This window comes from Sporosarcina sp. FSL W7-1349, assembly GCF_038003045.1.
In the GTDB taxonomy this organism is placed as follows: domain Bacteria; phylum Bacillota; class Bacilli; order Bacillales_A; family Planococcaceae; genus Sporosarcina.
The window spans coordinates 38913-52561 of sequence record NZ_JBBOOK010000001.1; the positions used below are offsets into that span (position 1 = coordinate 38913).

Below are 13649 nucleotides of genomic sequence, written 5' to 3' on the forward strand. Positions count from 1 at the left end.
TAGAAACGACGTGAAACGGGGCAATGAGATGAAAAATAAATTTTCAATTGGCCAGATGTCCAAATTGCATAATACATCGATTAAAACATTGCGCTATTATGACGAAATTGACTTATTCAAACCGAATGAAGTCGATCCGGAAACGGGCTACCGCTATTACTCCGTGGAACAGTTTAAACTGTTGGATATCATCAACTATTTGAAAGCATTGGGCGTCCCGTTGAAGGATATCAAGAAACAAACGTCCAATCGGGATATGGACGATTTTATCGGAACGCTCCATACCCATAAACGAACGATCGAAGACAAGATGCAAGAGTTGGAAATTGCGAAAAAGAAACTGGAAATTCGAATTGAAGAGCTCGAATCATTGAAAAAAATAGGACAGGTCGGCGTCCCCTTCATCAAAGAAATGGAGGAGCGGACAATCATCCAACTGCAGGAGGCAATCCAGTCCCATTATGATCTGGAGCTCTCCTTGCGGAAATTAAACCGACAACATCAAGATTTTGCCTCTATTTTTATCGGCAAAGTCGGCCTCACATTGTCTGTTCATCGCTTCCAACGGAACTGCTTCTACGAATACGACTCCATCTTCTTACTATTGGAAGAGGTGGAAAAATGGAAAGTCGTTCAGGACGTGGAGCTCGTCACAACGCTGCCGAAAGGGACGTATGCCTGCGTCTATTTCCGCGGAGGCCATGAGATCGCACCGCAGTATGTAAAAGTTCTCCATCAATACATCTTGGACAATGGGCTAGAACCGATAGGGGATTTCATTATCCGAACGATCGTGGATCAGTTCATTTCAAATAAGGAAGATGAGTTCTTGATGGAAATCCAAATTCCAGTCATAGGACCAAGCGCAAAAAAACACTGATCCAAAACGATCAGTGTTTTTCACGTTTTTTGAATGCTTCCAAAGTGTTCATCTTGTGCTCGCGTGCGTATCCTTCGATCATGTCGCTGCCCGCCTGTTCTTTGATGAGTTGGATCAATTTCCGATGTTCTTCAATCGAGCGAGGTGTCCGGTTCGGTAAGAAGGTGAAACCGGTCTGGCGGACGATATCCAATCGATCCCAAGCCTCCTGAATATTTTTAATCAATAATTTGTTTGGACAGAACGAGTAAATGTAAAAATGGAATTCCCGATTCAGCTGACCGAGTTGATCCAGCTCATAGTTTTCCAATGTTTTTTTCATTTCTTCGTTAATGCTTTCCAATTTTTCAATGGCGTCCGACGGAATATGAGGAGCGCTTAAGGAAGTAGCATATCCCTCCAATAAAGCAAGCACCTCAAGAGTTTCCATATACAAATCTTTGTCAATTCCGCGGACAACCGCTCCAATATTCGGTTCGTATTGTATCAATTGTTCGGATTCCAATTGGTGGATCGCTTCACGGACCGGAATATGGCTTGAGCCAACCTCCTTTGCAATTTGGTCGATAATGATTCTTTGGCCAGGGGCATAGGTTCCATCAACAATTCTTGTACGAATTACTTTATACGCATATTGACGTTTATTCATTTTTGTTTTCATACTCATTATGATATATGAATTTATATATGATTTCAATCTAAACTATAAGACGGCCTCAAGTATAACATATTCCTACTTCCTGCTTTCTTCAAAATGGTAAGGGAGAGCAAAATTATTTGGCAATTTGTCAAGTATCTTTCAAACTATGGGAATATTTCTTAAAAGGTATTGAAAACATATATTAAATGATATATGATGATTTCTAATAAACCCCATTCAATACGATGTGAGAAACATCCGTCTTGTAAACGTTATCAATTGAATGAGGCATGTTTCGAATCTAGACGTATGAGGTTTATTAAATTTTAAAGGGAGTGAGTACTATGATGGGGGCAATCAAAAACAAAAAGTATCTTGTATCATTTATGTTTCTTCTGATGATGAGCTTGATTCTGGCCGCATGCGGCGGGGGAAAACCGACCGAACAAGTGCCGGTATCCGGCTCTAGCGAAGGATCAAATGCAGGAAGCGACGCGGCTTCCGGGAAAGAAGCGGCACTCGATTTTTCACACTTCTTCCCACCAAGCCATGAGATGGAAACAGTTATCGTCCAAGGTTTTGTGAAAGAAGTAGAAGAGGCGACTGGCGGGAATGTGAAAATTACATCCTACCCGGGTGCGTCTTTAGCTGCTCCGGATGGCCAATTTGATGCGGCGGCAACAGGAGCTGTTGACATCGCGATGAGCGTTAATAGTTACACTCCGAACCAATTTCCTATGACTTCTGTCATGGAGCTTTCTTTCTTGAGTAAAACAGGAGAGCAAGGTTCCAAAATGCTTTGGCAGCTTTACGAGGAATTCCCGGAATTTGAAGCGGAATATGCAGGAACGGTTCCACTATGGCTTTCCACTTCCGATCCTGGACAAATCTTCACGGTCGGAAAACCGGTTAAAAGCTATGAAGACCTAAAAGGAATGCGCATTCGATCTCCATCCGCGGAAACGAATGAATGGTTGACGGCGCTTGGCGCTACACCAGTTTCGATGTCGATGAATGAAACCTATGAAGCGCTTGAAAAAGGCGTGGTAGACGGAACGATCGCACCTTGGGAGGCGATTGAAGGCTATAGCTTAGTAGACGTGATCGACTATGCAACAGTCGGGAACTTCTATATGACGACATTCTTTGTAACGATGAATGAAAATAGCTGGAACGAGCTTGGCGAGGAAAACCAAGCGGCCATCAAAGAATTGGTTGGAGAAAAAATGGCAGCCAAAGCTGGCGCTAACTTCGATGACGTAGGACAGCGTGCGATTGAGAAGGCAAAAGAAAAAGGTGTCGAAATCTATGAGCTGAGCGATGATGAAATGGCTGAGTGGAGTACCTTTATTAATCCTACGGTGGAAAAGTGGATTAAGAAAATGGAAGACAAAGGTTTACCAGGACAAGCGATTTATGATCGTGCAGTAGAGTTAGGCGCACAATAAGACAGGGGTGGAAGCTTATGGCGCAAACATTAAAAAAACTTGATAACTTATTAGATAAGTTATCAAGTTTTCAATTATTTTTATCGAATTGTTTTTTGATTTTTATGATGCTGATCATCAGTTTTGATGTGATTGGCCGAAACTTTTTCAATAAACCAATCGTAGGGACTTTTGAAATGACGGAGTTAAGTTCCGCATTGCTTGTTTTTTTTGCTTTAGCTATGACGCATCGACATAAAGAGCATATTAGCATCGACTTTGCGGTCACGAAATTGCCGGAAAAAGCAAGAAATTTATTGGAAGGAATAATAGAACTCGTTATTTTTGTCACGCTACTCTTTATGGCTAATCAAGTGTTCGCGAATGCGGGACGGATCATGGAACGACAAACAACAACCAGTGATTTAGGTTGGCCAATGTATCCGTTTCTCTATATCGCTACTTTTGGTCTAGGTGTTTTTGCACTCGTCGCATTAGTCAGTGCAATTAAATATTTTGCATCGGCGGTGAAGAAATCATGAGTGCAGAAATGATTGGAGTCCTCGGGATTATTGCGTTACTCGTATTGTTCGCGTTAAAGGTACCCGTGAGCGTATCTTTAGTCATTGTGGGCACTGTCGGTATCGGATTCATCCGAAACTGGGAGACCGCGCTTGTTCAATTGGGGAGTACACCGTTCAGTACGGCTAGTTCCTATTCGTTGAGTGTCATTCCGCTATTCATTTTAATGGGGATGTTCTTGTCTTATAGTAAGTTTGGGAATGATTTGTATACAGCAGTCGATTCATGGATCGGACATGTCCGAGGCGGTCTTGCCATTACGACAATCGGTACGAGTGCTCTATTTGCAGCGATTTCGGGTTCGGTCAATGCGACAACTGCGACAATGGCGAGAATTGCGTTGCCTGAAATGAAGAAATATAAGTATGACGAAGGCTTGTCGACTTCCGCTGTTGCGGCGGGGGGGACGTTGGGAATTTTGATTCCGCCAAGTGTCATTTTGGTTCTCTACGGTGTCTTAACAATGGAGCCGATTGGGAAATTATTGATAGCCGGAATTATTCCCGGGCTACTCCAGATGGCGCTCTTCATGGTAGTGATTTACCTCATCGTCGTAAGAAAACCTGAACTTGCACCCGTTACTCCGAGAAAACCATTTCTCGTCAAAGTAAAATCTTTGAATAGTGTGTGGCCGTTTGCTTCCTTATTTCTACTAAGTATCGGTGGAATCTATTTTGGTTTCTTCACTCCGACTGAAGCGGGTGGGATTGGGGCATTCGGTGCGTTTTTACTGGCTGTCGTCACTAGAAGACTGAGCTGGGCGGATTTCAAAGCATCGTTGAATGAGACGACACGATTGACAGCGATGATGTTTTTCATTTTGATCGGTGCGGAGATTTTCAGTAAATTCTTGGCGTTAAGCCGTATACCGGTTTCCATTACACAATATGTCAGTGAACTGAATGTTTCTCCGATGCTAATCATGTTTTTCATCTTGGTCGTATACTTCGTTTTAGGTATGTTCTTGGAAGGTTTGGCAATATTCGTCCTTACTCTACCCGTCGTCTACCCGCTTATCATTGAATTAGGATTCAATGGGGTATGGTTCGGGGTTGTCATGGTACTTGTGATGAATATTGGCTTGGTGACACCGCCTCTTGGACTGAGTGTCTATATCATTAGCGGGGTCGCGAAAGAGATTCCGATTGAGAAAATCTTCCGTGGAGTTCTACCGATGTTGTTTGCAATGATTCTCTGTTTAGCACTTATTGTCCTATTCCCACAACTCGTGACATTCCTTCCGGATTTCATGAAGGGGTAACTATACATAGACTTTTGAAATCTGCTTTTGCAGTTTTCGAAAGTCTTTTTATTTCTACCCTTTCGCTCCAGCAAAATTTGTCTTAGAATTAATTTACCTCCGACAATTATTGTTGTATACAGAAGCTTTAGAAATCTTTACTATAGTGTATAAGATGATAGAAAATAATGATAAATTGAAGGAGCGGATACTATGACAACGATGACAAATATGAAAAGCGGCAAGCGGATGATGGATGGAAACGATTATATGGAAAGCTTGCGCGACGGGCGCAAAGTGTTTTTGAACGGGGAAGAGATCGATGATGTGACGACGCATCCGGCGTATCAAAACTCGGTCCGGTCGATGTCGCGCCTCTATGATGCGCTACATGACAAGGAGTCCTCCAAAATTTTGACGACCACGACAAAAGAAGGGATTCGTACCCAGAAATTCTTCAAAGCGTCTGAAAGTGCGGCGGAGTTGTTGGAAGCGCGTGATGCGATTGCGGAATGGTCCAAACTCAGTTATGGTTTCATGGGAAGAACGCCTGACTACAAAGCGGCTTTCACAGGGCATCTCGGACCATACGCGGAATTTTATAAAGGATTCGAAGATAATGCCCGCCGGTGGTATGAAAAAACGATGACCGAAGTGCCGTTCTGTAACCATACAATTATCAATCCGCAAATGGACCGCTCGAAGCCGCTCCATGAAAATAAAGACGTCTTCGTCCGGGTTGTGAAAGAACGGGATGACGGCATCATTGTAAGCGGTGCCAAGATGGTTGGAACATCCGCGGCAATCACGAATTACAACTTTGTCGCTAACTACTCGCCGGTCGATATGGTCGAAGACGATCTGGACCATGCGCTCATCTTCTTTGTGGAAATGAACGCACCGGGATTGAAAATTATAAGCCGACAATCTTATGAGTTAACAGCGGCGATGAACGGAACGCCTTTTGATTATCCGTTATCCAGCCGGTTCGATGAAAATGATGCGGTCATCGTGCTCGATAATGTCTTTGTCCCATGGGAAAATGTATTTGCCTACCGGAATGTGGAAATCGCCAATGGGTTCAGAGGAAAGACAGGTTGGATGAACCGCTATACGCTTCACGGATGTACCCGTTTTGCGGTGAAACTTGATTTCATGGCGGGGCTGTTGATGAAAGCGACGGAAATGTCGGGAACGAAAGGCTTCCGCGGAGTACAGGCGAATATCGGGCAAGTCATCGCTTGGCGGAATACGTTCTGGGGACTTTCCACTGCGATGGCATCCGAGCCGGAACAAGGGGCGAATGGCGTCGTCTTGCCGAATAGCCAATACTCCACCGCGTATCGTGTACTTGCTCCGACGGTCTGGCCGCAAGTGAAGGAAATCTTCGAAACGGTTGTCGCGGGCGGATTGATCCAACTGCCGTCGAGTGCGAAAGACTTCGCCAATCCGAACCTCCGTCCATACTTGGAGCAATATTACAAAGGATCCGGTGTCGGCGCAGAGGAGCGGGTCAAATTGATGAAACTGATTTGGGACGCGATCGGCACCGAATTCGGCGGACGCAACGAACTTTACGAAATGAACTACGCAGGCAATCAGGAAAATATCCGTCTGGAAACATTGAAGGTTGCTGATCAAACCGGACAGTCCGCAATTTATAAATCATTTGTGGACGAAGCGATGAGCGATTATGATTTGAATGGCTGGACAAATGATACATGGGTGAATGCCCACCTAAAATGATTGAGTAAAGGGGGCCCATTTGATGACAGATAGGCAGCCTGCTCTACAAGAGAAAAATGGAGTGATCGAGCTGGAAGGTGAGCGCATTTTGCTCACCTCCGCTGCCGTTTTCGGGACTCTCCGAAAAGATTTGATTGAAAACTTGGGAATGGAACGGATGAAGGGGTTTTTGCTACGCTATGGCTGGAACCTTGGAGCGACGGATGCCGCGAAAGTGCTCGCCGAACCGCATGACTCGATTGAAGAAGCGCTCCGACAAGGGCCTCATTACCATATGTTGAAAGGCTACACCTCTACAAAGACGACTGAATTGGAAATAGTGAAAACGGAAGACGGAGCAGTGGAGTCCGTCACCGTGAGCGGCATCTGGTCGCATTCCTACGAGGCGGAAGAATCTTTGCGCTTGTTTGGATTGGAAAGTGAACCCGTCTGCCACACGCTGATCGGCTACGCAAGCGGTTTTTATTCCACCATTTGCAATCAGACGGTTATCTTCAAAGAAGTGGCGTGCCGAGGGATGGGGGATTCCGAATGCCGATACATCGGAAAGTCGCTCGAACAATGGGGCGGGGAAGCGGATGAGGAACAGCGATATTATGAAAACAATGCAATCATCCATGAACTTGAACAGACCTATGAGCAACTCCGGGAAGAACGCGATCATTTGGCCAAAGTGGCACTTATCCATACGAAGTTGGCGGAAGAGGTAATTGATGGCAATGATCTGGAATCGATTGCCAAAGTCATTGTGGACATTACTAAAAAGCCGATTTTAATAGAAGATATTCATTTTCATCGGATTGCCTCAGCTGGGATTTCGGAAAGCAATCATAGGCAGATGAAAGAAGAGTTCCAGATGTACGTTAAGGAACGCCGGGCTTTTCAACCGAGACAGACAATGCAGTTTCAAACGGAAGGTTACATCCGTCTGATGGCGCCGATTTATTTACAGAAAAAGATATATGGGTATTGCTCATTTCTCTACGAACTGGACGGACAGTCTCCATCTGACATCGATCGGATGATTTTGGAACGAACCGTGACGGTCTGCTCGCTTTTGCTATTGAATGAAAAAGTGAGTTTCGAGGCGGAAGAACGGGTGAAGGGGCATTTTTTGGATCAAATCTTGAACGGGGAAATCAGTTCCATAAAGGAAATCCGCAAACGGGGAAGCCATTTCCAACTTGATTTGCAAAAACCGTACTATATCATTGCGCTGGAACAGCAAGGAGCGGGCGAAAAACTTTTCCTGAATGAACAGATTGTCGAAGAAACCGTCCATTTCTTTAAAAATCGAAAACCGGGTTTACTAGCCGGTCAACAAAAAGGATATGCCGTTATGCTGGTGCAAACGGAATTGGCAGAAGAAGACCAAGGAATTCTGTCCTTTTGTAGGAAGCTGCTTGAACATTTGCGGAAAAAGGATCCACAACAACCGCTTCGTAGTGGCATCAGCACGGAAGGTAGCTGTATGGATGACGTAGGCGGCCGTTTTGATGAGGCGGTTACAGCATTGAAAATCGGGAATCGGGAGCAGTCCATCGTGGCATTTGAGGACCTGGGTGTAATCGGAATGCTTATCCATTCATTGGATCACAGCGCAGTGGAGCAAAAAGGAAGGCAGCTGCTGTCGCCCATTTACGAAAGTGATGAAAAGAAAGATGAGGAATTGCTCCAAACGATGTACGTATTTCTATTGAATGGTGGAAATTTGGAAAAGACTATGCGGGAGCTGGCTTTGTCCATGAGCGGCTTGCGCTATCGAATTGAAAAAGTCGAAACGCTGCTTGGCAGGAATCTGCGAGATCCGGAAACGGGTTATGAAATGATGTTCCTCATCAAAGCGCTAATCGTGGCTGGCAAATTGACATTTTAAACGGGGTTCACCTTGCGTGAATTCCGTTTTTAACTTTATACAGAAGACTCCCACCTCAATAGGCGGTTGGATGAACGCGGATTCTTATACTAAAAATCAGTGGAGAAGAGGAAGTTCTTGATATCATATATGTAATGATATATGATTATGTACAGAGAGATAAGTTAGAAAGATTCATATATTTCGATACTATAAGGAGTGAGAGGAATGAGTAAGGCAAAGGTCAAGCTGCTCGGCGTCCACGAATTGGTTGAGGTGGATGCTGATGTGAAGGATGGTGTTTTTTCCGCCTCGGGGAAAACGCACAATGTGAATGATGTTCTGCTGGATACTCCGGTGAAAGGAACGATTTTCGGAACGGCGCTCAATTATAAAGGGGCTTTGGAACAACTCGGAGACGCGGTGAATGAAAAACCGTATCAGGCACCTCCTGTTGCACCGATCCTCTATATTAAACCGGCCAATACATACAACCGGAATGGCGGATTGATTCCGATGCCGAAAGGGATGACGGAACTGGAAGTCGGCGCATGCCTCGGATTGGTTATCAGAAAGCAAGCAACACGAGTGAGTGAAACAGAAGCGTTTGAATTCATTGAAGGATATACCATTGTAAACGATGTGAGTGTTCCGCATGCAAGCGTTTATCGCCCGGCAGTCCAACACAAATCACGGGATGGATTTTGCCCGGTTGGCCCATGGATCGTAGACCAGGCTGATGTGAAAAATCCTGATCAATTGGCAATCCGCGTGTTCGTTAATGGAGAGTTGCGCCAAGAAAATACGACTGCGAACTTGATTCGCCCGATTGCCAAATTGCTGGCGGATGTGACGGATTTCATGACACTGAGCGCAGGTGATGTGTTGCTTGTCGGTATTCCGGAACAGGCTCCGCTTGTCCAAGTCGGCGATTCGGTCCGCATTGAAATTGAAGGAATCGGAAGTTTAGAAAATGCTGTAGTGGAAGAATCAGTAGTGGCAGAGACAGAAGCATGGGAGGTATTGAAATGAAGAACGCACGCGTAGCTTACGGCGGTTCCATCCATGAGGCGCTCGAATGGGAAGGCCGTTTGAAATTGGACGATGGACGGGTTGTCGAAGAGAACGAAGTAACGTGGCTGACGCCAGTAGAACCGCGCACCGTCTTCGCACTTGGTTTGAATTATGCGGATCATGCGGCGGAATTGGCTTTTGCGGCACCTGAAGAACCGTTAGTATTCCTCAAAGGACCGAATACCTTTATCGGCCATGATGCCTTTACACGGCGTCCCGCTGATGTGACGTATATGCATTATGAATGCGAACTGGCGGTTATTATTGGGAAAACCGCCCGTAACGTGAAAAAAGAAGACGCATATAAGTACGTGAAGGGGTATAGCGTCGCGAATGACTATGCAATCCGGGATTATTTGGAGAATTACTATCGGCCGAATTTGCGGGTGAAAAACAGGGACACTTGCACGGTGATGGGACCTTGGTTCGTAGATGCAGCAGACGTGAAGGATCCGATGAATTTGAAATTGACGACACATGTCAATGGCGAGCTCGTACAAGAGGGAACGACGGCGGATATGATCTTTGATATTCCGATGCTCATCGAGTACTTGAGCAGCTTTATGACATTGAGCGAAAATGACATCATCTTGACAGGTACACCGAAAGGTTCTGTCGATACGAAGGTTGGCGATGTCGTCGTGACGGAAGTCGAAGGGATCGGACGTCTTGTCAATACGATCATCGGCGATGAACAGTTCGCCATTAAGTAAGGAGGGGTTCGGATGCCACATTTCATCGTGGAATATACGGATAATCTAAAAGAGGAAGCGAATATTCCGAAACTGCTGGAGAAGATCCATGAAGTGATGATTGCCAGGGGCTCGGTATTTCCAATCGGTGGTATACGTTCCAGAGCGATTGAATTGCATGATTACCGTGTTGCGGACGGTACAGAAGACGACGCGTTCGTCCACGCGACGTTAAAAATAGGAGCGGGACGATCGGAGGACGTGAAAAAGGAAGCTTGTGACGCCCTGTTTGAAGTGATCAAGGACCATTTTGCCCCGTTGATGGCGAAGCGCTTTTTGGCATTATCGATGGAATTATATGAATTCAGCGAAGCAGGAACGTATAAGCAAAATAATATACACACCAGATTTAAAAAGTAGTGAATTGTCGAAAAAATAATTTGAAATCATATATGATTTGGTATATGATATAAGAGAAGTTATGAATCTGCACTATTCAATGGATGTTTTTCTACTATATTTCAACAATAGAAAGGAGCTTTCATCATGCAGCAAGTAGACAAAGAAATCGATGACCGCTTATTCCGGAATGCCATGGGAAGTTTCGCAACAGGAGTCACAGTAATCACGACGGAGAACGAGGACGGTGTCCACGGCATGACAGCCAACGCATTCATGTCGATTTCATTGAATCCGAAGTTGGTGGCGATCAGTGTCGGGGAGAACGCCCGGATGCTCGAACATATCCAAAAAGCGAAGAAGTTTGCAGTGAACATTTTGTCTGAGGATCAGCAAAAAGAATCAATGCAATTTGCTGGTCAGTTGAAAGAAGAGCAGCATGAAGTGAAATTCACAACACATCAAGGGCTTCCAATTATCGAGGATTCTTTGGCGAATGTCACTTGCGAATTGCACAGCCAGTATGTGGCGGGCGATCATACTATTTTCATTGGTCATGTGACAGGTGTCATCTTGACGGAAAGAGATCCGCTATTATTTTTCCAAGGAAAATACCGCGATTTGAAAGAACTGGAACAACAATAATCATCGAATTGAAACGGTAAAGGATGTGATCGAGGAATGGAAACAGTGACAAAATTGGAGAAGCATCATCTATATATCGATGGATCATGGACAGAGCCGGAATCAGGCGAGTATTACAATGTGGTCAACCCTGCTACGGGAGAAACGATTGGCCAAGGCTCCTATGGTGATGATCGGGATGCGAAAAAAGCGATTGACGCGGCGCATGCGGCATTCAAGGAGTGGGCGGCTGTTCCGGCAGCGAAGCGAAGCAAATACCTCGTCCGCATTTATGATTTATTGCTTGAAAACGCCGATCAATTGGCGCGTACGATTTCGGAAGAGATGGGCAAACCGATTCGGGAGGCGCGCGCTGAAGTGAGTGCGGCGGCTGAATACGTCCTTTGGAATGCGGAAGAAGCGAAACGGACATACGGCGACGTCATTCCTTCACCGATCAAATCAAAACGCCTTCAGACAATCCGTCAGCCAGTCGGACCGGTAGCGGCCATCACGCCTTGGAACTTTCCGCTCTCCATGGTAACAAGAAAGATTGCTCCTGCTTTGGCAGCAGGTTGTACGGTCGTGTTCAAACCGGATAGCCAAACACCGGGCAGTGCTGTCGAGTTTTTCAAAATCGCGGAAGCAGCTGGATTGCCGAAAGGCGTGTTGAACCTTGTTACAGGGAACTCATCCAAAATCGGTAATGCTTTGATGCAAGATTCGCGTATCCGGAAAATTACATTTACTGGATCGACGGAAGTCGGAAAGCTATTGCTCAGACAGGCGGCTGAACAAGTGAAAGGTGTGTCCATGGAACTTGGCGGCCATGCTCCGTTCATCGTGTTCGAGGATGCAGATCTGGACAAAGCAGTCGAAGGCGCGGTAGCCAGCAAATTCCGAAATAGCGGGCAAACTTGCATTTGCACCAACCGCATTTACGTCCAAGAGTCGATCAAAGACCAATTCTTGGAGAAGATGAAGGCAAAAGTAGAACAGCTCGTCATCGGGAATGGCTTGCAGGAAAACACTGAGTTCGGTCCAGTTGTGAACGCAGGCAGCTTGGATAAAGTCAAAAGTCAAGTGCAAGATGCCGTATCAAAAGGTGCTGTCATCGTTACTGGCGGGGATGAGTGCAAAGTGGAAGGGCATGAAAATGGTTTCTTCTACGCACCAACAATCCTCTCTGATGTGGACGAAAGCATGCTGATCACGTATGAAGAGACATTCGGTCCGCTTGCGCCTGTTTATACATTCAAGACGGAAGAAGAAGCGCTCGAGAAGGCGAACGATTCCGTTTATGGATTAGCTTCATATTTCTATACGAACGATCTAAGCCGTTCTATCCGCGTTGCGGAAGCATTGGAATATGGAATGGTCGGCGTGAACGACGCGTTGATCACATCTGTCCAAGGTCCGTTTGGCGGCGTTAAGGAAAGTGGCCTTGGTCGAGAAGGCGGTCCGGACAGCCTAAGCGAATTCTTGGAAACGAAGTTCATTTCAACCGGCTTGTAATTTAACTTATTCAATAGAAGAGGAGACGATTATTGTGGCATACGAAGAAGCAAGAAAGAAAATCAGAGGGTCGATCTGCCCTGTTATTACACCATTCAACGAAGACGGATCCATCGATGAAAAAACATTTGTGGAACTTGTCAACTGGCAAATTGAAAGCGGCAGCCATGGGATTTCCGTTACTGGAACGAGCGGTGAGCCAAGTTCGATGACGGTTGCAGAGCGCAAACGCGTCATGAAACTCGCAAAAGACACAATCGATGGACGTGTATTCTTCACGCCAGGAACAGGCTCCACGAACCATGATGAGACGATGGAACTGACAAAATACGCGGAAGAAATCGGTGCGGACGCGGCAATGGTCATCGTCCCTTACTACAACAAGCCGAACCAAGAAGCATTGTTCCAACACTTCAAAACAGTTGCGGATTCCGTAAATATTCCAATCATCATCTACAACATCCCTGGCCGTTCCGCTGTCAACATGGAAGTGAGCACGATGAAGCGTCTTGTCGAAGCTTGCCCGAACATCATCGGTGCGAAAGAATCGAACAAAGACTTCGAACACGTCAACCGTGTCCTATTGAACTGCGGCCGTGATTTCCTATTATTCTCGGGAATCGAATTGCTTTGCTACCCAATGCTTGCAATCGGCGGAGCTGGTTTCATCAGTGCAACTGCGAACGTCGAGCCGAAGCGCGTAGCGGAACTATACAATGCTTGGGAAGCGGGAGATATCGCAAAAGCACAAGATCTTCACTACGAATTAATGCCATTAAATGACGTATTGTTCAAAGATACGAACCCGGCACCTGTCAAAGCTGCGCTCGGAATGATGGGCAAAGCGACGCCAAAACTGCGCATGCCACTAGGTTTGCCATCGGCTGAATTGCAAGAGGAAGTCCGTGAAACATTGATCAGCTTGGACATCCTTCCAAAAGAAGTCGCGGCGAAATAATCCGCTTTTTCAATAGA

At 45.7% G+C, this 13649-nt stretch carries 13 protein-coding genes; 12 read left to right on the forward strand and 1 reads right to left on the reverse strand.

What is annotated here, in order from left to right; genetic code table 11:
- Positions 1–28 precede the first annotated feature (28 nt).
- Positions 29–880: a MerR family transcriptional regulator gene (locus MKY41_RS00225; protein ID WP_340743143.1), complete on the forward strand. Its 852-nt coding sequence runs from the start codon at positions 29–31 to the stop codon at positions 878–880.
- 10 nt (positions 881–890) lie between these two features.
- Here the strand turns inward: MKY41_RS00225 and MKY41_RS00230 are convergent, their stop codons facing one another.
- Positions 891–1541, reverse strand: a complete 651-nt coding sequence (locus MKY41_RS00230) for a GntR family transcriptional regulator (RefSeq protein WP_340743144.1) — start codon at positions 1539–1541, stop codon at positions 891–893.
- Between the two features lie 323 nt (positions 1542–1864).
- Between MKY41_RS00230 and MKY41_RS00235 the strand changes: the two genes are divergently transcribed.
- The 11 genes from MKY41_RS00235 to hpaI all read left to right on the forward strand — a co-directional run bounded on the left by MKY41_RS00235 (position 1865) and on the right by hpaI (position 13632).
- Entirely contained in the window at positions 1865–2968 is a 1104-nt protein-coding gene (locus MKY41_RS00235; protein ID WP_340743145.1) for a TRAP transporter substrate-binding protein, read from the forward strand.
- 17 nt (positions 2969–2985) lie between these two features.
- The gene (locus tag MKY41_RS00240) at positions 2986–3489 is read left to right on the forward strand and encodes a TRAP transporter small permease (protein WP_340743146.1); all 504 of its coding nucleotides are present in this window, start codon (positions 2986–2988) and stop codon (positions 3487–3489) included.
- Positions 3486–4790 carry a TRAP transporter large permease gene (locus MKY41_RS00245; protein ID WP_041075833.1) on the forward strand — a complete coding sequence of 435 codons (1305 nt, stop codon included), beginning with the start codon at positions 3486–3488 and terminating at the stop codon, positions 4788–4790. Before MKY41_RS00240 ends, MKY41_RS00245 begins: the two co-directional genes overlap by 4 nt.
- Before the next feature lie 228 nt (positions 4791–5018).
- A complete protein-coding gene (locus MKY41_RS00250; RefSeq protein ID WP_340745590.1) occupies positions 5019–6515 on the forward strand; it encodes a 4-hydroxyphenylacetate 3-hydroxylase family protein in 1497 nt (498 codons plus the stop codon).
- A 22-nt stretch (positions 6516–6537) separates the two neighbouring features.
- Positions 6538–8391, forward strand: coding sequence for a XylR N-terminal domain-containing protein (locus MKY41_RS00255; RefSeq protein ID WP_340743147.1), 1854 nt, complete (start codon positions 6538–6540; stop codon positions 8389–8391).
- Between the two features lie 207 nt (positions 8392–8598).
- Positions 8599–9402 carry a fumarylacetoacetate hydrolase family protein gene (locus MKY41_RS00260; RefSeq protein ID WP_340743148.1) on the forward strand — a complete coding sequence of 268 codons (804 nt, stop codon included), beginning with the start codon at positions 8599–8601 and terminating at the stop codon, positions 9400–9402.
- Positions 9399–10157: a fumarylacetoacetate hydrolase family protein gene (locus tag MKY41_RS00265; protein WP_340743149.1), complete on the forward strand. Its 759-nt coding sequence runs from the start codon at positions 9399–9401 to the stop codon at positions 10155–10157. The genes MKY41_RS00260 and MKY41_RS00265 overlap by 4 nt, the downstream gene beginning before the upstream one ends.
- A gap of 12 nt (positions 10158–10169) precedes the next feature.
- The gene (locus MKY41_RS00270) at positions 10170–10556 is read left to right on the forward strand and encodes a 5-carboxymethyl-2-hydroxymuconate Delta-isomerase (RefSeq protein ID WP_340743150.1); all 387 of its coding nucleotides are present in this window, start codon (positions 10170–10172) and stop codon (positions 10554–10556) included.
- 126 nt (positions 10557–10682) lie between these two features.
- On the forward strand, positions 10683–11180 hold the full coding sequence (locus MKY41_RS00275) for a flavin reductase family protein (RefSeq protein ID WP_445683291.1): 498 nt from the start codon (positions 10683–10685) through the stop codon (positions 11178–11180).
- Between the two features lie 36 nt (positions 11181–11216).
- Positions 11217–12674, forward strand: a complete 1458-nt coding sequence (locus MKY41_RS00280) for an NAD-dependent succinate-semialdehyde dehydrogenase (protein WP_340743151.1) — start codon at positions 11217–11219, stop codon at positions 12672–12674.
- Positions 12675–12708: 34 nt separating this feature from the next.
- Positions 12709–13632 (forward strand): 2,4-dihydroxyhept-2-ene-1,7-dioic acid aldolase, encoded by a 924-nt coding sequence (gene hpaI / locus MKY41_RS00285; protein ID WP_340743152.1) that lies wholly within the window; start codon positions 12709–12711, stop codon positions 13630–13632.
- Positions 13633–13649: the final 17 nt, after the last annotated feature.